The sequence below is a fragment of the Jeotgalibacillus terrae genome, from assembly GCF_016908195.1.
Classification (GTDB): domain Bacteria; phylum Bacillota; class Bacilli; order Bacillales; family Jeotgalibacillaceae; genus Jeotgalibacillus; species Jeotgalibacillus terrae.
The window spans coordinates 34,983-54,868 of sequence record NZ_JAFBDK010000011.1; the positions used below are offsets into that span (position 1 = coordinate 34,983).

Genomic DNA, 19,886 nt, shown 5'->3' on the forward strand with positions numbered 1-19,886 from the left:
AATGATATAAATATGAAGGTACTCGTTATCGGAGGCGTTGCAGGCGGAGCAACCTTCGCCTCCCAGCTGAGGATGCTTGATGATAAGGCTGAAATTATCGTATTTGAAAAAGACGGAACAATGTCTTTTGCAAATTGCGGAATGCCCTACTACCTCGGAGGTTTTGTTGAAAAGAAAGAACAATTGATTGCTGCAACTCCTGAGTCTTTCCAAAAGGATAAAAGCATTGAAGTACGGATCCGCCACGAAGTGATCAGCATCAATCGCAGTAAAAAAACCATTACGATTAATGACCACATCCAAAACGAAACATACGAAGAGACATATGACAAGCTTGTCTATTCCCCGGGAGCAGTTCCGATTGTGCCTGATATCGAACATCTTGACCGCGGAAACTGTTACAGCCTGAGATCTTTTAAAGACATGCTGAAATTAGACGAGCATATTTCCCGCAGAAATTATCAGTCAGTCTGTCTCGTTGGCGGTGGATTTATCGGGCTTGAAATGGCTGAAAACTTGAAAGAGAGAGGCCTTGACGTTCATCTTGTTCAGCGTTCAGATCATGTACTGAACCTGCTCGAACCATCTTTTTCGCAAATTCTTGAAAAAGAGCTTCTTCAAAAAGGCGTTGATCTACATTTGAACGCAACAGTAAAGCGTATAAATGAAGATAAATCCCTGATGTTGTCTGACGGTTCAGAGATCGAAGCTGACTTTCTGCTGCTGGCTGTTGGTATTAAGCCGAATAAGCACCTGGCTGAAACAGCCGGCCTGAAAGTTGGGGAAACAGGCGGGGTTTGTGTCAATGAGTATATGCAGACAAATGATGAGGATATCTACGCAATAGGAGATGTAATTGAGTCTGTTGATTTTATCACATCACAGCCGAAACGCGTTCCTCTGGCATGGGTTGCACATAGAGAAGCTTATATCGCAGCCAGGCATATCACAGGAGACAGTGTGCCCTTCAAAGGGATCCTGGGAACTGCAATCTGTAAAGTCTTCGATCAGACAGCTGCAGTTGTCGGTCACAGCGCATCATCATTAACAGAAATGAACATACCATTTGAAACTGCTGAACTCACCGCCAGACAGCATGCCGGATATTTTCCAGGTGCCGCAAAGCTTTCACTGGTTATTCATTTCTCTCCTGATGACGGTAAGATCCTCGGTGCCCAGGCCGTTGGAGAAGGAGCTGACAAACGGATTGATGTCATCAGCACAGCGATCACAGGCAATCTGACAGTACTTGATCTGCAGACACTCGAAATCGCTTATGCACCTCCATACAGCGCACCAAAGGACCCTGTGAATATGCTCGGATATAAAGCCGTTAAAAAAATAAAGAAATAAAAAAGAACCCGCTGCAGGTTCTTTTTTATTTCTTCACATATTCAGTAGAAAATCTTTTAACAATATGATGCGGAACAGTGATCCGGCGATGCGGTTCGCTTTTATGCTCCACCCTTTTAATCAGCTGCGCAGATGCTTCGAATCCAAGCTGAAAAATATTAATATCTACAGAAGTCAGCGGAGGTCTCGACATTTCTGAGAATAACACGTTGTTAAAGCTGATCATCGAAATATCCTCAGGTACCGTCATATCGAGCTCACTGAGCGTATTTAAAACACCTAGTGACATCAGATCATCAGTGACCAGAAGCGCCGTCGGTCTGTCACTTACCGGGAGATCCATTAATGCGCATATCGCATCTTTACCGCCTTCGAGTAAAAAGCTTTCATGAACTGTATAAGAATCCCTGTAAGGTATGCCTGCTTTCTCGAGTGCATTTTTATAGCCCTGAAGTCTTTCAACTGTCACAACCAGCTGCTTATCTCCACCGATATAAGCAATCCTCTCATGTCCCATACCAATCAGAAACTCTGTTGCATCAAATCCTGCCTGTACGTTATCATTATCCACATGCGTAATGCTTTCTGCCAGTTTATACGGCTTTCCAATCATCACAAATGGAAAGTCTCTATCCTGCAGGTATGTGACAATTCTGTCTTCCACTTTTGAATAAAGGAGTACCACACCATCTACCCGTCCGCCCTGTACCATCTGAACGACTCCGTTATAAATGTCGTCCTCACTTTTTCCGGTGACGAGCTGCAGCGCATACTGATGTTCATGAGCCCCTTCGTTCAGCCCTCTTAATACTGTTGGAAAGAACGGATTCTGAAAAAACACATCAGAGGACCCCGGGGTGACTAGTCCGATCACCTGTGTTGATTGATTTGCAAGACTTCTGGCAATAAAATTCGGGTGGTAGCCAAGCTGCTCCATCGCTTCTCTTACTTTAACTTTTGTCTGTTCACTGATTCTCGGGTTATTCGCAATCACGCGTGAAACAGTGGACGGGGCTACATTTGCCACTTTTGCTACATCTTTGATTGTGACAGACATCATGGTCACCTCCTGCAATTTTGTTTACGCTTACAAAATGTTCAGATCAAAGGCCTAAGCCTCTGATTTTCTTTTCCCTTTTTTTCTCATAAATATGAATAAACCGATAAAGAAGATCCAGACAGCAGCGATTATTGCTAAAAAGCCGTAGTTTATCCCGGTTTCATCAGCAACCACATAAATTTCAGCCACTTCTCTGTCCAGAATGATTCTGAACTGATCATCTTCTGCTCTGACCAGGTCGCCTCCAAGAAGACCGCGTAATTCACTGTTATCTGTGTAATCACTTACAGGAAGGTCTACTGTTTGCGTTTCACTGGTATTGTTAATCGCAATGACCGTTGTCTCATCTTCATATTCCCGTTCATATACAAGCATTCCCTGCTCATTGTAAAGAACATTCAACGTTCCTCTAGTCAGTGAAGGAAGGTCCTGACGGAGTTCTCCCACATCACCTATATATTCTTTCAGCTCTTCATCTACATTGAAGTCCATCAGCCTCCGGTTATCAGGGTCTTCCCCGCCGTCTAACGCAATTTCAGATCCGTAATACATAATCGGAATGCCAGGCACTGTAAACATAAAGACAGTGGCAAGTTCCCATCTTGTACCGGGAAACATATTCTGTTCTGATGCAAGCCGTGTAAACCGGCTCATATCATGGTTGTCAATAAAGTTCCCCATAAGATAAGGGTCCTCGAAAAACTGCTGATTATAATCCCAGTAATTGAAAAGCCTTGCTGTAGACTGGTCCACTGTCTGAAAAGCATTTCTCATTTGCTCTGCAAGCGGGAAATCGACGAATCCGTCTATACCCGTATCAGCATATTCAGCTATCTTACGTATATCCGTATCATATACTTCACCAAGTAAATAGAAGTCATCTTTTACAGACTTTACTTCAGATGAAAAGTCTGTCCAGAATTCAGTCGGTACGTGTTTAACTGTATCGAGACGGTAGCCGTCAATATCCGTTTCTTCAATCCACCATTTTGCAGCATCAAATAAGTATTCACGCACTTCCAGGTTCTCAGTATTCAGATCCGGCAGCCCATAAATCCAGCCATTTTCCAGCTGTTCAGGATCATTATTATCCCTGATAGGCTGTTCCTCATGATACCAGTCTTCTTTTTCAGGATCTGATACCCATGGATGTGTTGGTGCTGTATGATTGACAACAAAATCAAGAATGACTTTAATATCTCTGTCATGGGCCTCATCAACAAGTGTTTTGAACTCCTCGATCGTACCAAAGTGATCTTCAGTTTCATAAAAATCATCAATCCAGTAGCCATGATACCCTTTTTCTTCATTAGAAAAAACCGGGGTCAGCCAGATTGCTGTAAAGCCCATTTCTTCTATGTGGTCGAGTTCATTAATAATCCCCTGAAAATCCCCACCGTGATAGGCCAAAGGATCCTGCGTATCCACTGTTAAATCATTAGATGTATCACCATTGGAAAAACGGTCCACCATCAGAAAATAAATTGATTCATCCTGCCACTTTCTCTCTTCCTTTTCAACAGCGCCTGCTGAACTTAAAAAAGCGCTATTAAAAAGGAGGATAGTGATGAGTAAAAGAGCGCTGACTCTTCTCACCTCTGCCCCTCCTCCTTTAACGGAAAATTTTCCGAAGTTACGTAAGCTATGTGTCTGTAAGAATCAATCAGTATCAGCGATTAACCTTTTGTACCACCGGCCGTCAATCCTGAGATCAGGTAACGCTGTGATAAGAGGTAAACAAGAGCAATCGGAACAGCGATCAAAATAGATCCTGCAGCAAATCGCGTGAAGTTATTGTCAAACTGATTACTGATAAAGTTGAACAGTCCAAGTGCGAGCGTAAAGTTATCAGGGTTTCTGAGAATAATACGCGGCAGCAGGAAGTCAACAAATGGTGCCATGAAATTAAATAAGGCTACAACACCGAGAATCGGCTTTGCGAGCGGCAGCATAATTTTGAAAAATACGCCTAAGTGACCGGCACCATCAATTCTTGCAGCTTCATCAAGCTCCTTAGGTATTGTATCAAAATATCCTTTTACAAGCCATGCATTGAATGGGATTTGACCCCCGATATAGATTAAAGTAAGTCCAACTAGTGAATCAAGCAGACCCACCATGTTCAGCATGACATAAATCGCGACCATTCCCATAATAACCGGGAACATCTGAAGCAGTAAGAATGCATACAGACCGTATTTACGGCCGGTGAACTTATAGCGTGAGAAAGCATATGCTACAAATGATGTCAGTACGACTGAGAAGAAAGCATTCGCAATCGCAACGATCACACTGTTTTTATACCATAGCAGATAATCACTGCTCGGGTCAGTGAACAGCCATTTGTAGTGAATGAGTGACCAGTTGTCCGGGATCAGCTGTGCTGAATAAAGACTTGTTCCCGGATTCAGTGACATACCGACTGTCCATAAAAGAGGATAGCCTATGACAACCGCCATAAAGGCCAGGAATAGATAAATCAGTGCTACTTCTGCATTGGATTTCATTTTCTTGCTCATTAAATATTCCCCTCCTCTTTAAAGGATCTTGTTCTTCTGAACTGGAAGAAGGCGAAACCGGTAACAATTAATCCAAGGATCAATGTAATGGCAGCAGCCATGCTGTACTGGTTCAATTCAAACGTCAGGTCAAATACCCATGAAATCAGAATGTCTGTACCGCCCGCATTCTGACCGCGGACAGGAGGACCCCCTTCATTGAACAGGTAAATGATATTAAAGTTATTAAAGTTTCCTGCATACTGCATAATCAATAGCGGTGCTGTTGCATACAGTACGTGAGGAAGTGTAATATTTCTGAATTTCTGCATACGGCTTGCACCATCAACGTCTGCCGCTTCATACCAGTCTTTAGAGATACTTTGTAAAATCCCGGTGAATAAAGCAAAAACGAATGGGAAGCCAAGCCATGTCTGTATCATAATTAACGCAATGCGTGTCCAGAATGGATCCTGTAACCACGGAATCGCCAGGTCAAACATTGCAAGAACGTCCGTATTTATCGCTCCGAAACGATCATTAAACATTGCTGCAAAAACAAGGATCGTAACGAAAGCCGGTACTGCCCACGGTAAAATTAGAATTGTCCGGATCAAACGCTTAAATTTAATACGCGGATCGTTAACAAGTAGTGCAAGGAATAAACCAAGCGCAATTTGAAGCGTTGTTGCGACAACTGTCCACACAACAGTCCAAGTAAATACGCTGATAAATGTGTCCTGCCAGATATTACTATCTCCTGAACCACTGCCAAAGAACAGTCGTCCGAAGTTTTCAAAACCAATCCAGCTCAGCAGATTTCTTGGCGGCTGGTTGTACTGAGTATAATCTGTAAACGCAAGTGCCACTGTAAATAAAAGTGGTAATACAACGATAAACACAAGCATGACAAGTCCAGGTGTAACAAAGAAATAAGGAAATCCTGTGTCCCACACATTTTTTGCTGCCTGCTTGAACGTTGGTGTCTTTTCTCCATCTCTCAGACGGATTGCATCTCTTTTAGCATCTTTCACATTCGCTATGTAAAGAGTAACCGCAAAAGCAATAAGTATTAAAGAAACAAAGCCATAGATTAATAGAAATACCGAATGGTCTGTACCTGCAAGTGTACCCAGTGTCATAATGCCCCAGATACCATAGTTAATGAACTGTCCAAGCGTCAGGATGAAGGAAACTTCAAGAATGATAAATAAAGCGCCCTTAACATATCTGCGGTTGTACAACTGACCTAAACCTGCAAGAAGTATTGATAGAATGACAGCTAACTTGGGGTTGTGGTTCTTTTTAGCTGCCGGATTAGCAGTTGACATGTCATCGCCTCCCGAATGAGCGTTCCAGAGAGAATTTCTCTCTATAAAGTGAGTGGATAGAAGGAGGGAATCCTTCTATCCACCATCGTCATGAATATTATTGCTGTGCTGCTGCAATATTGTCTTTGATTTGCTGTACTGCTTCATCAAGTACCGGTTGTACTTCTTCACCTTGAGCGATGAATAGAAGTGCATTGTTGATTGGATCCCAAACCTGCTGCATTTCAGGAGCAGATGGCATTGGCGTACCATACTGAATCTGCTCAGCGAATGGTGCAATAAGTTCGTTTGATGTTACTGCTTCACTTTCAAGTGCTGCCTGGTTAGCAGGAAGCTCGCCGGCACCTTCAAAGTATTCAGTAGAATTTTCTTCATTTGTCAGGAATAGCGCAAGATCAGTTGCTGCATCCTTGTTTTCAGAGTATTCAGAGATCATCCATGATTTAACACCTACGAATGATGTTGCATTTGTGCCGTCAACTGTTGGAAGAATTGCAGTTCCAAGACTGTCACCAAGTGCTTCTTCATAAGCAGGGATATTCCAAGGACCTGTAATTGCAACGCCGACTTTACCGTCTGTGAACAGACCGTTCATGATGTCAGGGTTGATTTCAACAGGGATATAACCATTTTCATACCATGACTGGATCAGCTGTCCACCAGCTACAGCGCCTTCATTGTTAAGGCCGATATCTTCTACATCATAAGCTCCGTTTTCATTTGCAAATACATAAGCGCCATTTGCACCGAAGAATGGATATGAGAAGTAGAAGTTAGCAGCTTCCATCAGGAAACCATATTGATCTGCTGAAGCATCTGTCTGCTCTTCAGCAATTGCCATTAATTCGTCCATTGTTGCAGGTGCTTCTTCAACAAGGTCTTTATTGTAGAAAGTTCCATATGTTTCAACAACAAGTGGAGCTCCGTAGATTTCACCATCGTACGTTACAGCTTCAATTGCTGTTTCTGAGTATGTGCCTTCTGCTTCACCAAGATCGATTGGTGCTGCAAGTCCCTGAAGGACAATATTACCAATACGGTCATGTGGCTGGAAGAACAAGTCAGGACCGTTACCTGCAGGACCATCAAGATTTAATGCTTCTACCTGATCAAGCATATTCATTGGTGTTACTTCAATTTCAATTCCAGTTTCTTCAGTGTACTTTGCAAAAAGTGTATCAAGTACAGCTTTTTGTTCTTCACTGTCATTGACCCATACACTTAGTGATTCCGGCTGATCAGTTGCTTCTTCTGAATCTCCGCCCCCGCTCTCATCAGTTGAACCGCCAGACTCTTCTTCACGATCTGGTGCACAAGCTGCAAGAACACCGATTAATAGTAGTACCATTGCAAAAAACGAAAGATACTTTTTCAACATTGACCCCTCCTAAAGGTGTTTATCATTTGTATGTACAACCGTTTGCACAGTTAAATAAAAAAATAAAACTTAAACGCTTTCATTTTTTGTGAAAACGATTGCACAACCTACTTTTATTATAATCACAAATTCTGAGATTACAATACATTTTTCAAATTTTTTATAGAAATATGACAAAAAGATTTCAAGCACACTGCGTTGACAAGATGAACCCTTTCACCTAATGTTGTAATCAATTTAGTAAACCAGGAGGGAATACAGATGAATAAAGCTGCTGTCTATCACCGAGCAGACAGGTCTATGGCCTATGCTGCATCAAAAGATCAGATGCAAATCAGGTTAAAAACTGCAAAAAATGACGTACTGAAAGTCAGGTTAATCCATGGAGATCCATATGATTGGTCTGAAGGTAAATGGAATTACACTGAAGAATCTATGTTTTACCGAGGCTCTGATGAACTGCATGATTATTGGGAAATGAACCTTACTCCCCCTTTCCACCGCCTGAGATACGGTTTCCTTCTATCAGATAAGAAGAAAACCGTATTCTATGGAGAAAAAAGCTTCCATCCCGCCCCGCCTGAGGATATCGGAGAATACTTCTGTCTTCCTTATATGAATGAAGCGGATATTTTCAAATCACCTGAATGGGTACATAACACAGTATGGTACCAGATTTTCCCCGAGCGGTTCGCTAACGGCGACGCCTCCCTTAATCCACCTGGTACAATTGCCTGGGCGAGCGAGGATCCAAAGAGAGATTCATTTTTTGGAGGGGACCTTCAGGGCGTAATCGATCACCTGGATTACCTTCAGGATCTCGGTATTACCGGCATCTATTTCACGCCGGTGTTTGAAGCTTCAACAAACCATAAATACGACACAATTGATTACTTTGAAATTGATCAGCATTTTGGCGATAAGGATAAATTAAAAGAACTGATTCAGGAGTGCAAAAAGCGGAATATCAGAGTCATGCTGGATGCCGTATTTAATCACAGCGGTTTCTTCTTCTTCCCTTTTCAGGATGTGCTTGAAAAAGGCGAATCTTCACGATATAAGGACTGGTTCCATATCTGGGATTTTCCTGTTCAAACAAAACCTGAACCGAATTATGATACTTTTGCTTTTACTTATATGATGCCTAAGCTGAACACAGAACACCCTGAGGTAAAGAATTATCTGCTTGAAGCTGCACGTTACTGGGCAAGAGAATTTGAGATTGACGGCTGGCGTCTCGATGTGGCAAATGAAGTGGATCAGGCGTTCTGGCGGGAGTTCAGACAGGAAGTGAAGAATATTAATCCTGACCTGTACATTCTTGGTGAGGTCTGGCACGATTCAATTCCGTGGCTGCAGGGTGATCAGTTCGATGCAGTCATGAATTATCCATTTACTAATAACGCCCTTCAGCTGATTGCAAAACGCGATATAAGTATTAAGACATTTATAGAAAATATGACTAAAGTGAAATTCATGTATCCATCACCGGTCAATAAAGCAGCTTTCAACCTTGTCGGCAGTCATGATACGCCGCGAATTCTGACAGAGTGCGATCATGAACTTGAAAGAGTTAAACAGGTCTTTACTCTGCTATTAACTTATTATGGTACACCATGTATTTATTACGGTGATGAAGTCGGCTTAACCGGCGGAGGCGACCCGGGCTGCAGAAAGTGTATGGAGTGGGATGAAGAAAAACAGAATCAGGAATTACTATCTTTTACAAAAAAGCTGATCCAGCTGCGGAAAGACGAGCCCCTTCTTGCAAATGAAGGTGATCTGTCATTTTATGATTTGAGTGAACAGACGCTGATATTAAAAAGAGAGAATCATGATTCAGCAGTTATTATTCTGATCAACCTGTCTGATAAAAAAGACACTGTAAAAATACCTTATTCATTAAATAACCGGAAAACCATTGACTTAATGACTGAAGAAGCGCATAAATGGAAAAAGGGAAAAATTAAATTACGTCCACAGGAAATAAAATTGATAAAGGTTTATTGACTATTTAGACTGAGGCGCATCTGCCTCAGTCATTTATTATGTGAAAAACCGTTTTGAAAGAAGGTTCTGCATTGAAAAGCTCCAAAAAGAGATTAACGCTGTTCGCTTTGACATGGCCCATTTTCATAGAAATTTCTCTCCATATGCTCATGGGGAATGCTGATACTTTAATGCTCAGCCAGTATTCTGATGACAGCGTTGCAGCAGTTGGTATTTCCAATCAGATTCTCGCATTGATTATTGTGATGTTCGGATTTGTTGCAACCGGTACTTCAATCCTCGTCGCTCAATATCTCGGCGCAGAAAAAAATAAAAGTGCTGCTGAAATTGCGGTTGTATCAATTGCTGCCAATCTCGTATTCAGTCTGATTCTCAGCCTGCTGCTATTCATTTTCGACGATAAAATTCTGTTACTGATGGATCTGCCGCCTGAACTGCTGCCTGAGGCGACTGTATATCTCCAAATTGTCGGGGGATTATCATTTATACAGGCAGTTATTATGACGCTTGGCGCCGTGCTCAGAAGTTACAGTTTCACTAAAGACGCCATGTATGTAACGCTTGGCATGAATATCCTCAATGTGGCAGGGAATTATATTGTGATCTTTGGCGCATTCGGGTTCCCTGTACTCGGCGTTGAGGGAGTTGCCTATTCCACTGTCATCAGCAGATTTATAGGCTTAATCGTTTTATTTATTCTTTTGATCAAACGGATTGATGGCGGGCTTCCTTTTGTCTCATTATTCAAGCTGCCTGTCTCTCATTTGAAGAACCTGCTGAAAATCGGCATCCCTTCTGCAGGAGAACAATTATCATACAATGCTTCACAGCTCGTGATCACAGCTTTTATTGCATCACTCGGTACAGAGGCAATTACGACAAGAGTATACACATTAAATATCATGATGTTCATCTTCTTGTTTGCGATCTCAATCGGTCAGGGCACCCAGATCCTGATCGGCCATATGGTTGGTGCAGGAAAATATGAAGAGGCTTATCAAAGAGGGATTAAGAGTTTAAGGATTGCCATTATGATTTCCTTTGGAATGGCCCTTCTGTTCTCTGTTTTCTCTGAAACACTGCTTGGGATCTTTACAGCTAATGAGGATATCCTGTTTCTCGGATCCATCCTGATTTATCTGACAATCATTTTAGAACCCGGCAGAAGCTTTAATCTGGTTGTGATCAACTCTCTGCGTGCAGCCGGAGATGTGAAGTTCCCTGTTTATATCGGGATCTTATCAATGTGGGGAGTTGCCGTTTTATTTGCTTACCTGTTAGGAATTGTATTCGGACTAGGACTCATCGGTATATGGATCGCCTTTATCCTCGATGAATGGCTCAGAGGCATTTTGATGCTCCGGAGATGGCGCTCTAAAGGATGGATTGAAAAAAAGTTTGCTCAGCCGTAAAACGTTTTCATTCAAGCTCTCACTCATGTGAGAGCTTTTTTCATGTTATAAAACCTAACACGAAAAAAGATTTTTATTAAAAAACACTTGCATTTAACTAATATTCTGAATATTATTATAAACATAACAACTTTCATGTTATATTTCCTGACATATAATTCGTGTTAGGTGATGTAACATCATAAACAAGGAGGATAAATATGAAAAAAATCGAGGCGATTGTCCGTCCTGAAGTATTTCAGACTTTACGGGAAAAGCTGGTTGATCTTGGTATTAATGGTTTGACAGTTTTCGAAGCTGCCGGATGCGGAAATCAAAAGGGCAAAAAAGGTGCTTTCAGAGGAACGTCTTATGAACTGCCTCTTGTGTCAAGAATCAAAGTTGAAATGGTAACTGAAGAACACCGGACAGAAGAAATTGTAGACGCAATTATCGAAGCGTGTGGTACCGGTGAGGTTGGAGACGGTAAGATATTTATTTCACCTATTGAAGAAATTATCAGAATCAGAAGCGGTGAACGCGGAAGACAGGCAGTTCTTTAAAAAATCCGGAGGTGTATGATTCATGAAGAAAAAGATCTTATCTATTACAGCATTAGGCAGTCTGGTAACAACAAGTGCTTATGCAGCACCAGTGACAGCTGAAAGTGTACAATTTTCATTGGATACAATGTGGGTCATGATTGCAGCTATCTTAGTATTTTTTATGCATGCAGGGTTCGCGATGGTCGAATCAGGATTTACAAGAGCTAAAAACACACTCAATATTCTATTAAAGAATATCCTGACGATCTCTATCGGTTCTGTTCTGTACTTTCTTGTTGGATACGGGATTATGTTTGGAAGCTCAAATGGATTTTTCGGCACAACCGGCTTCGCTCTCTCAGGCGTTGAGGATATAGGTTTCTTCTTATTCCAGGCTGTGTTTGCCGCAACTTGTGCGACAATTATCTCCGGTGCAGTTGCTGAACGGATGAAGCTCAGCAGCTATTTAATCCTGACAGTATTAATGACTGGTGCGATCTATCCTGTCGTTGGCCACTGGGTCTGGGGAGGCGGCTGGATTTCAGAGCTTGGATTCGTAGATTTTGCAGGTTCTACTGTTGTCCACTTAACGGGTGCTGTAGGGGCATTTGCAGCAGTTGCATTCCTTGGTGCACGTATCGGGAAGTATGAAGGGAAGAAAGTAAATGCGATTCCAGGACACAATATCCCGATTGGTGCTTTAGGTGTGTTCATTCTATGGTTCGGATGGTTTGGATTTAATGGAGGAAGTTCTTTAGCAGCAGACCCAACTCTTGTTCCGATTGTCATCTCAACAACTTTACTATCTGCATCCGCCGGTGTCATTGCATCAGCACTTTATACAAAGATCAGATTCAAACAGATTGACCCTTCTATCACTCTGAATGGTGCACTCGGTGGCCTTGTAGGTATTACTGCAGGTACAGCTAACGTATCATTGATTGGAGCTGTGATTATCGGACTTGTTGCCGGTGTGATTCTTGTTGAAGGGATCCGTTTCATTGATGTAGTAGCGAAAAAGGATGATCCAGTAGGCGCGATTGCTGTTCACGGAATCTGCGGGATCTGGGGAACACTTGCAGTAGGACTTTTTGATACAGCAAACGGTTTATTCTACGGCGGTGGCGCATCACTGCTAGGCGTTCAGGCAATCGGTGTTGGAGCTGTTATACTGTGGACAGGGTTGGCAGTAAGTGCAGTGGTATTTATTCTGAAATCTGCCGGGGGAATCCGCGTTTCTCGTGAAGAAGAAATTACTGGACTTGATTACGCTGAACACGGTTCTAATGCATATGAACTGAAGGAATCTCTTGTTTCTTCAACTTCGACTGGAAATGAAGCACTATCAGGCAGCCTTGTTGAGCGTCTGGATCAGCTTGGCAAGTCTGCAAAAAAGCAGAAAGTTTATAAGAAAACGGTTTGAAGTTCAGAAAACATTACTTAAAAAAGCATCCGCTGACGGCGGATGCTTTTTTATTGATAAGTCGATAGTAACTTATCTTTCTCTTCAGCTGGTACATAATTTTTTTCTGAAAATACGTTATAATTATTTTTTCTGACCTGATTAAGAATGGCGCGATACAACACCGCAGCTCCTTTGACAGGCACCCTGCTCGTAGGAGGGTATAAATGCAGCATATTCATTGCTTCATCATAATATCCTTCAGCAAGAACAGCAAGCTCTTCCCATGTATCGATAAAAGCCTGTCCCCCCTGCTTTTCAAACAACAGAGATTCATTGTAGCCATGCCTCGACATCACATCAGCAGGAAGATACACACGCTGCCTCTCCAGATCTTCGCCGATATCACGTAAAATATTTGTGATCTGCATAGCGTAACCCAGCTTCACTGCACTCTCCCTCAATACCTTCTCATTCTCAGGCGCAAGTACCGGCAGAAGCATGAGGCCTACTGTACTGGCTACATGATAAGAATAATCCAGCACATCATCTGTGGTGTGATAGGTTCTGTGAGCAAGGTCCATCTTCTGACCTTTCACCATATCCTTAAACGCCTGAACGTTCATATCATAACGATTAAATACATCTTCGAGTGCAATCCACTTTGCATCATTCAGCTTTTCACCTGATAGGAAACGGTCGAATTCACTTTCAAACTGCCAAAGCTCCTTTTCAGGTGTATCGCTTTCATCTACAATATCATCTACCGTTCTGCAGAAGTTATAAATCGCCCAGACTGCATTTCTATCTTTTGAAGGGAGCATTGAAAAAGCTCTGTAAAAAGTTTTCGAATGTACTTTAATAACCTTTTCACACTCTTTATAAGCTCTTGCCAATTCCATCTGCTGATCTCTCCCTTCTATTAAACTTTCTGTCCATTCCATCTGCTAATAATTTTGCACCCTGCATAACAATCGGCACTCCGCCTCCAGGATGAGTAGAAGCACCTGTAGCAAAAACATTTTCCAGATCAGAATATGGCTGAAATTGCGGCCTGAAAGGTCCTGATTGAAACAGTGCCGGCGCAATACCAAAACTGCCGCCCGCATACAGTCCCTCCTGCTTTGCTTCTTCAGGGGTTCTGATATCCACCCATTCAATACGGCTCTTGAGAGAGTCAAAGCCTGCCTTTTCCATCGAATCAATAATGTCATCTGATATTTTTTGTTTCACTGCATCCCAGGACTCATCGATCTCAGACGGGACAGGTACTAATACATATAGAACACTTTTACCTTCCGGAGCAAGACTCTTATCAATAATAGAAGGATTAAAGACGTAATAGGAAGGATCATCAGGAATTTTCTGTTCTTTAAAGATCTGATTCATCGTTTTCTCAAAATTTTCACTCAGATAAAACTGATGCATTTTTTTATCACTGTATACACCATTAAGTCCGATATACATGAGCAGACAGCCGGATGAAGGCTGGTACTGTCTGCCCTGCTTTTGTACAAGGCTTTCAGCAATGGGAAAATCACCATTTAAAACGACCGCGTCCGCCGGTTCGTACTTATTATTATACAGGACACCTTCCGCTCTTCCAGAAGTAATTGTAATTTTCTCAACATTTGCTTCCTTGATGATTCGGATACCTTCCCGGTCCATCTGTCTCTCAAGAATTTCTGCAAGCTTTGCATACCCTCCCTTGAGATAGTAGATGCCATGCTCATGTTCACTGTAAGATACGAGGGAGTATATACCAGGTGTCTGGAAAGGATTGCCGCCAATATATAATGTCTGCAGCGCATAAGCCGTTTTCAGCCTGTCATCCTGAAAATATTGATGCAGTTGTTTCGATACGGACCTGAACGCTTTTAATTTTCTTAGTGAATTAATAACAGATGGCTGAAGTGCATCCCAGCGCTTTAAGAAAGACTGTTCAAGAAACTTCGGCTTCCCTTCGTTGAATCTGATCTCCATGTCTTTCATAAATTGACTGAACCCTGCTTCTTCGCCAGGAAATACTCTGCTGATCTCATTCATCTGCGCGTGCTTATCACGATATTTTGTATAGACTGTGCCATCTTTATAATGAAGATCATAAAGCGGGTCGCATGCGATCAGTTCAATTTCATCTTTATCAACGCCCGCCTCACTGAGCAGGGACTGAAGCATTTCGGGCAGCAGTACAATTGTAGGGCCTTTATCGATCTTGTAATCGCCGTGCACATGATAAGCCAATCTGCCGCCAAGCTTTTTTTCCTTTTCAAAAAGTGTGACATCAAATCCTTTTTTCCTTAGCAGGAGAGCAGACATCATGCCGCCGATCCCACCACCTATAATCGATACTCTCATCCTGCTTCACCGCTTTCTGTGCGATTTCGCTTTTCATTCATCAGAAGGTTAGAGGTGATACGTGCTGACTCAAGAATGGTTGGCAGACCGCTTCCCGGATGGGTGCCTCCTCCAACTAACCATGTTCTCCCAAGCTCCTCGAACTTATTATGCGGACGTAGTGCCATCATCTGACTCAACTGATGCCCCATACTGAAAGTAGCTCCCTTGAATACATTGAAATCAATCTCCCAGTGCTTCGGACTGATGATACGCTCCACTTCAATATGATTGCGCAGATCCTTAAATCCTGTCTTTGCTTCGATTGAGTCCAACACGAGGTTTCGGAATGTTTCTTCCTGCTTGTTCCAGTCAAGGCCACTCAGGTTATTCGGTACCGGTGCCAGGATATAGAGTGCTGATTTCCCCTCAGGTGCAAGTGTTGGATCAGTAACAGATGCGTTTTGTATATAAATGGAGGGATCCTCAGATAACAGCTGAGTCTGCATAATTTCTTCCACGTTCTTTTTGTAATCTTCAGCAAAAGAAATTGTATGGTGTGGCAGGTCGTATACTTTATCGACACCAAGGTAAATCATAAAAGTCGAGCAGGAATATTTTTTCTGACTTAATTTTTTCTCGCTGAACTTTTTCAGATGATTTCCTTCAACCAGATTTGTCATCACGTGCGAAACATCACCGTTGATCACCACTTCATCCGCTATAATCTGTCTGCCTGACTCCAGTTCAAATCCGGTTACTTCTTTCCTATTGTTAATATGAAGTTTTTTCACACCGTCACCCAGATGAATCTCAGCGCCGAGTTCTTCCGCTGCTTTTGCCATCGCTTTTGACAGCTGATTCACACCGCCTTTTGGATGGAAAATTCCATATTCATGTTCCATAAAAGAAAGGATTGAAAAAGCGCCGGGACATTCCCATGGAGACATACCTAGGTATTTAGCCTGAAAAGTAAATCCAAGCTTCAGTTCTTCATGGGTGAAATACTGGCTTAACACATCGTACAGGCTCTTTCCTAGTGACAATTCAGGTAGTGCTTTCAGTACTCTTAATGAAAGATAATCCGTATAACGGTCTATTTTGTTTTGCAGAATCGGACGCAGCGCATCCATTTTCTTTCTCGTATCATTCATGAAGCGGTCATACCCTGCTTCATCACCAGGAAAATAACGCTGTATCTGCGCTTTCATTTTTTCAGGGTCACGATACATTTTTACCTGTTTATCTCTGAAAACGAGCTCATACATCATCGGAAGTTCAATCATCTCAACGTAATCGTGAAGGTTCTTTCCGGTTTCCTGAAAAATCTCTTCAGCGATCTCAGGCATACTCAGAAAAGTCGGACCTACATCAAACGTAAAACCATCCATCGTAAAGGAACTGTTTCTCCCTCCTACAAATGAATGTTTTTCATATACATCTACTTTAAACCCTTTAGCAGAAAGCAGCATTGCTGCTGCGAGCCCACCTGGTCCTGCGCCAATTATTGCAATTGAACGGGTCATAAAAACAGCCTCCATCCCTATCGCTTTCGAATTATACATTACTTGTTCAAATATTATACAGATAGTTGATGTTTTAAGTATACACAGGTGTCGGTTTGAACTCAATTTTGAATATGGTGTACATATGTACAGAAAAAAGCCGCTGTATGAGCGACTTTTAACGTAGGAAATCGAAACCGATCGGCAAACTGAACCCGAAGTACAGTGTAGCCAGCAGCACGATTACAAATAATATCCACATTACTTTTACTGATTTTTGCTTTTTCGTGCGGACAAGGATCATCTCCATAAATCCGATTACGAGTATGCCAAGCAGGAATTTCACGCCGTAAAGTGCAGCATCAATTGAAGAGAACTGGAAAAATAACCAGCCGCCTGTAAAGATGATGAGCACATACATCAGGCGCAGAATCATATGTACGATTTTAGCACCTTTTGCGTTTGCTCCTTTCATTAACGCAAGCGCAATGAAGAACAGAACGATTCCAAGTACCCATGTTGTAATGTGTAAGTGTGTATTGTCTAACATTCCCTAACCTCCTGAACCAAAATACCGAACTATCTATATGCTACCATATTCCCTTATCGTATCACCCGAAAACATTGACGGAGTCATGAATTTTGCCTGAATAACAGCTTTTGATCTTAGCAGCACGGGATGCTTGTAACCGCTGGTCCTTTCCGTGGAGGGCTGCGCTTTCCTGCCCCCGGGCGGTGAGCCTCCTCAAGCTTCGCTCTGTCCCACCTGTCCCTTCCTGGGGCGGGAGTCTCCGCCCTCCACTTCAAGGACCAGCTGAGTATACTTTATAACTATGAATTTCTATTAAAAGCGCATATTCAAAGTATAATGTTACTACTCTGAATATGCGCTCTCTTCACTTCACATGATCTGTTATTAACTTAAATCATTCACCAATTTCATTCGTCAGTGTTCCGATTCCCTGGACAGAGACTTTGATCTGATCGCCTTTTTTAAGGAATTTAGGCGGGTTAAAGCCTTTTCCAACGCCTGCAGGTGTGCCGGTTGCGATAACGTCTCCTGGTTCAAGTGTCATGCCTTTTGACAGTGTTGAGATGATCTTTTCAATTGAGAAAATCATGTCTGATGTATTTCCATCCTGTCTGATCTCATCATTTACTTTTGTCACGATACTCAGTTTATGAGGATGTGGAATTTCATCTTTTGTTACCAGGAATGGCCCCATTGGACATGTTTCGTCAAGGCTTTTACCAATGAAAAATTGTTTATGTTTACTCTGAAGATCTCTTGCTGTGATATCGTTAACGATTGTATATCCGAAGACATAATCAATTGCCTGTTTTTCAGGAATGTTTTTGCCTCTTTTACCAATGACAATTGCGAGTTCCCCTTCATAGTCCAGCTGATCTGTCAGTTCTTCATATGATGGAATCAGTGCGTTATCACCTGTAATTGAGGTCGATGCTTTTGTAAAGACAACCAGCTCTTCAGGCATGTCTTTTTCTGAGCCCATCTCAAGGACGTGATCACGATAGTTTTTTCCAATGCACATTACATTTTTAGGAGTACGCGGTACAGGTGCTTCCCATACCAGATCATCAAACTTTACTTTGTATCGTGAAACGTGATCACTCTCTTCAGCTGCACGAATACACTTTCTGACTGTCTCCTGTAATTCCATTCCGCTTTGAATACCTTCAAGCAGTGTTGCAGGTACTTCTTCATTTGGAATCAGCTCTTTGTGGATCCGGACAATATTCCATGCTGCTTCCTCTCGCTTTACTTTGACACCGTAAAGTAGTTTGTCTTCAAAACGGAAAGATAGAAATTTCATTGAATGTACACTCCTTAAAATCTGAATTGTCCTTCTATTATACATTTTTTCTGCTAATCTGACAGTTTTATTTTCTGGAATACGACAGTTTTCTCCATAATTTCTCCATTGGGCCCTGGCTGAATTTAGATAACCAGAGTTCTGAGAAGATCACCTGCATAATAAATATGCCAAGTGCAATCAGTGTACCTGTTGCGAGTGTGACCTCCCCGTAGAGACCAAATCCGTAATTGTAAAAAATAATCGTGCCTATAACAGATTGTAAGAGATAGTTTGTCAATGCCATTCTTCCTGTTTTCGCCAGCGGTTGAAGCAGCTTCGCTGTAACAGGTGCCGTCATGATGAGCAACAGCAATGTCATATAGCCCATTGCAACAAGCGGGCCTCCAACATAATCCTGGGTTAAGACAAAAGCAAGATTCTGTTCTCCCCAGTAAGGAGATGTTTTCACCGCAAGACCTGCCCCCAGGAACAGTACGGTTAACACACTAAGCAGCATTTTTTTCTCTTTCGCTTTTTGGAACAGCTGTAATTTCGCTGCCCCTGCTCCAATCATCATTAACGGAAGAATCGCGATGACAATGGAGACAAATGCTTCGGGATCATTGGCATACTGCCAGTCCTCAAGACGCTGACTGAAGATCTGTCCAAAAGAGCCGCTGCCATAATTCGCAACGGACGACTCGATATCCTGTACTGAGCTGAAATAAGTTACAGTTGTAGGATCAACCATTGCCGCAAAGAACATAATACCCGCAAGCAATGCCTGGGGCAGGAAATAAATGATAAACCCTAGTGTTAACAGCATTTTCCCACTCATTTTCAGCATCCAGATCAGAATAAAGCCGGTAACTGCATATGTAATCAGAATGTCTCCTGACCAGATTAAAAATGCATGTACCATTCCAATTACAAGCAGCACACCAAGTCTGCGCATAGCAAACGCTGAAAAGCGCGTATCCTTCTGCTGCGCCCTGACAAACTGTAATGCAAGCCCTGCCCCAAACATCATTGCAAAGATCGGATAAAAACTTGCCTGAACAAACACATCAATCCACCAGTAAGCCTGTCTATTCAGCGAATCCCCCCACCACGCATACGGATCGTAGTAATACAGAGGTGAGTGAAATGCAATCATATTAACAATAAAAATGCCAAGCAGAGAAAACCCGCGAATGACATCAAGGTTTTGAATTCTCTGCTGTGAATCAATTGGCTGTAAACTCAATACATATCCCTCC

16 protein-coding genes are annotated in these 19,886 nt (G+C 42.3%); 5 read left to right on the forward strand and 11 right to left on the reverse strand.

Annotated elements, in window-relative coordinates; all coding sequences use genetic code 11:
- Positions 1–12: 12 nt before the first annotated feature.
- On the forward strand, positions 13–1,353 hold the full coding sequence (locus tag JOD21_RS12020) for a CoA-disulfide reductase (protein WP_204729858.1): 1,341 nt from the start codon (positions 13–15) through the stop codon (positions 1,351–1,353).
- Positions 1,354–1,378: 25 nt separating this feature from the next.
- Here the strand turns inward: JOD21_RS12020 and JOD21_RS12025 are convergent, their stop codons facing one another.
- From JOD21_RS12025 to JOD21_RS12045, 5 genes are all read right to left on the reverse strand, one after another.
- Positions 1,379–2,410, reverse strand: a complete 1,032-nt coding sequence (locus JOD21_RS12025; protein ID WP_204729859.1) for a LacI family DNA-binding transcriptional regulator — start codon at positions 2,408–2,410, stop codon at positions 1,379–1,381.
- A 54-nt stretch (positions 2,411–2,464) separates the two neighbouring features.
- A complete protein-coding gene (locus JOD21_RS12030) occupies positions 2,465–4,009 on the reverse strand; it encodes an alpha-amylase family glycosyl hydrolase (protein ID WP_204729860.1) in 1,545 nt (514 codons plus the stop codon).
- An 80-nt stretch (positions 4,010–4,089) separates the two neighbouring features.
- Positions 4,090–4,932, reverse strand: a complete 843-nt coding sequence (locus tag JOD21_RS12035; protein WP_204729861.1) for a sugar ABC transporter permease — start codon at positions 4,930–4,932, stop codon at positions 4,090–4,092.
- Positions 4,932–6,242: a carbohydrate ABC transporter permease gene (locus tag JOD21_RS12040; RefSeq protein ID WP_204729862.1), complete on the reverse strand. Its 1,311-nt coding sequence runs from the start codon at positions 6,240–6,242 to the stop codon at positions 4,932–4,934. Before JOD21_RS12040 ends, JOD21_RS12035 begins: the two co-directional genes overlap by 1 nt.
- 97 nt (positions 6,243–6,339) lie before the next feature.
- Positions 6,340–7,617 carry a sugar ABC transporter substrate-binding protein gene (locus JOD21_RS12045; protein ID WP_204729863.1) on the reverse strand — a complete coding sequence of 426 codons (1,278 nt, stop codon included), beginning with the start codon at positions 7,615–7,617 and terminating at the stop codon, positions 6,340–6,342.
- A 264-nt stretch (positions 7,618–7,881) separates the two neighbouring features.
- Here JOD21_RS12045 and JOD21_RS12050 point away from each other — a divergent pair, with 264 nt between their 5' ends.
- The 4 genes from JOD21_RS12050 to JOD21_RS12065 all read left to right on the forward strand — a co-directional run bounded on the left by JOD21_RS12050 (position 7,882) and on the right by JOD21_RS12065 (position 12,989).
- Entirely contained in the window at positions 7,882–9,630 is a 1,749-nt protein-coding gene (locus tag JOD21_RS12050) for a glycoside hydrolase family 13 protein (RefSeq protein WP_204729864.1), read from the forward strand.
- A gap of 71 nt (positions 9,631–9,701) precedes the next feature.
- A complete protein-coding gene (locus tag JOD21_RS12055; protein WP_204729865.1) occupies positions 9,702–11,042 on the forward strand; it encodes an MATE family efflux transporter in 1,341 nt (446 codons plus the stop codon).
- Positions 11,043–11,242: 200 nt separating this feature from the next.
- Positions 11,243–11,584 (forward strand): P-II family nitrogen regulator, encoded by a 342-nt coding sequence (locus JOD21_RS12060; protein WP_041122152.1) that lies wholly within the window; start codon positions 11,243–11,245, stop codon positions 11,582–11,584.
- A 22-nt stretch (positions 11,585–11,606) separates the two neighbouring features.
- Positions 11,607–12,989 carry an ammonium transporter gene (locus JOD21_RS12065; RefSeq protein WP_204729866.1) on the forward strand — a complete coding sequence of 461 codons (1,383 nt, stop codon included), beginning with the start codon at positions 11,607–11,609 and terminating at the stop codon, positions 12,987–12,989.
- A 50-nt stretch (positions 12,990–13,039) separates the two neighbouring features.
- Here the strand turns inward: JOD21_RS12065 and JOD21_RS12070 are convergent, their stop codons facing one another.
- From JOD21_RS12070 to JOD21_RS12095, 6 genes are all read right to left on the reverse strand, one after another.
- Positions 13,040–13,870, reverse strand: a complete 831-nt coding sequence (locus JOD21_RS12070; protein WP_204729867.1) for a phytoene/squalene synthase family protein — start codon at positions 13,868–13,870, stop codon at positions 13,040–13,042.
- Positions 13,848–15,326: a phytoene desaturase family protein gene (locus JOD21_RS12075; protein ID WP_204729868.1), complete on the reverse strand. Its 1,479-nt coding sequence runs from the start codon at positions 15,324–15,326 to the stop codon at positions 13,848–13,850. The genes JOD21_RS12070 and JOD21_RS12075 overlap by 23 nt, the downstream gene beginning before the upstream one ends.
- Positions 15,323–16,831 (reverse strand): phytoene desaturase family protein, encoded by a 1,509-nt coding sequence (locus JOD21_RS12080; RefSeq protein WP_204729869.1) that lies wholly within the window; start codon positions 16,829–16,831, stop codon positions 15,323–15,325. The genes JOD21_RS12075 and JOD21_RS12080 overlap by 4 nt, the downstream gene beginning before the upstream one ends.
- Before the next feature lie 157 nt (positions 16,832–16,988).
- Positions 16,989–17,360: a YisL family protein gene (locus JOD21_RS12085; RefSeq protein ID WP_041122147.1), complete on the reverse strand. Its 372-nt coding sequence runs from the start codon at positions 17,358–17,360 to the stop codon at positions 16,989–16,991.
- Between the two features lie 376 nt (positions 17,361–17,736).
- Positions 17,737–18,645, reverse strand: a complete 909-nt coding sequence (locus tag JOD21_RS12090) for a fumarylacetoacetate hydrolase family protein (protein WP_204729870.1) — start codon at positions 18,643–18,645, stop codon at positions 17,737–17,739.
- A gap of 67 nt (positions 18,646–18,712) precedes the next feature.
- Positions 18,713–19,873 (reverse strand): DUF418 domain-containing protein, encoded by a 1,161-nt coding sequence (locus tag JOD21_RS12095; protein ID WP_204729871.1) that lies wholly within the window; start codon positions 19,871–19,873, stop codon positions 18,713–18,715.
- Between the last annotated feature and the right edge of the window lie 13 nt (positions 19,874–19,886).

Excerpts from the sequence above, each read along its gene's own strand:
- JOD21_RS12025 (WP_204729859.1), bottom strand. The coding sequence starts at position 2,410 with ATGTCTGTCACAATCAAAGATGTAGCAAAAGTGGCAAATGTAGCCCCG.
- JOD21_RS12070 (WP_204729867.1), bottom strand. The coding sequence starts at position 13,870 with ATGGAATTGGCAAGAGCTTATAAAGAGTGTGAAAAGGTTATTAAAGTA.
- JOD21_RS12090 (WP_204729870.1), bottom strand. The coding sequence starts at position 18,645 with ATGAAATTTCTATCTTTCCGTTTTGAAGACAAACTACTTTACGGTGTC.
- JOD21_RS12050 (WP_204729864.1), top strand. The coding sequence starts at position 7,882 with ATGAATAAAGCTGCTGTCTATCACCGAGCAGACAGGTCTATGGCCTAT.
- JOD21_RS12085 (WP_041122147.1), bottom strand. The coding sequence starts at position 17,360 with ATGTTAGACAATACACACTTACACATTACAACATGGGTACTTGGAATC.
- JOD21_RS12020 (WP_204729858.1), top strand. The coding sequence starts at position 13 with ATGAAGGTACTCGTTATCGGAGGCGTTGCAGGCGGAGCAACCTTCGCC.
- JOD21_RS12080 (WP_204729869.1), bottom strand. The coding sequence starts at position 16,831 with ATGACCCGTTCAATTGCAATAATTGGCGCAGGACCAGGTGGGCTCGCA.
- JOD21_RS12040 (WP_204729862.1), bottom strand. The coding sequence starts at position 6,242 with ATGTCAACTGCTAATCCGGCAGCTAAAAAGAACCACAACCCCAAGTTA.
- JOD21_RS12060 (WP_041122152.1), top strand. The coding sequence starts at position 11,243 with ATGAAAAAAATCGAGGCGATTGTCCGTCCTGAAGTATTTCAGACTTTA.
- JOD21_RS12075 (WP_204729868.1), bottom strand. The coding sequence starts at position 15,326 with ATGAGAGTATCGATTATAGGTGGTGGGATCGGCGGCATGATGTCTGCT.
- JOD21_RS12035 (WP_204729861.1), bottom strand. The coding sequence starts at position 4,932 with ATGAGCAAGAAAATGAAATCCAATGCAGAAGTAGCACTGATTTATCTA.
- JOD21_RS12065 (WP_204729866.1), top strand. The coding sequence starts at position 11,607 with ATGAAGAAAAAGATCTTATCTATTACAGCATTAGGCAGTCTGGTAACA.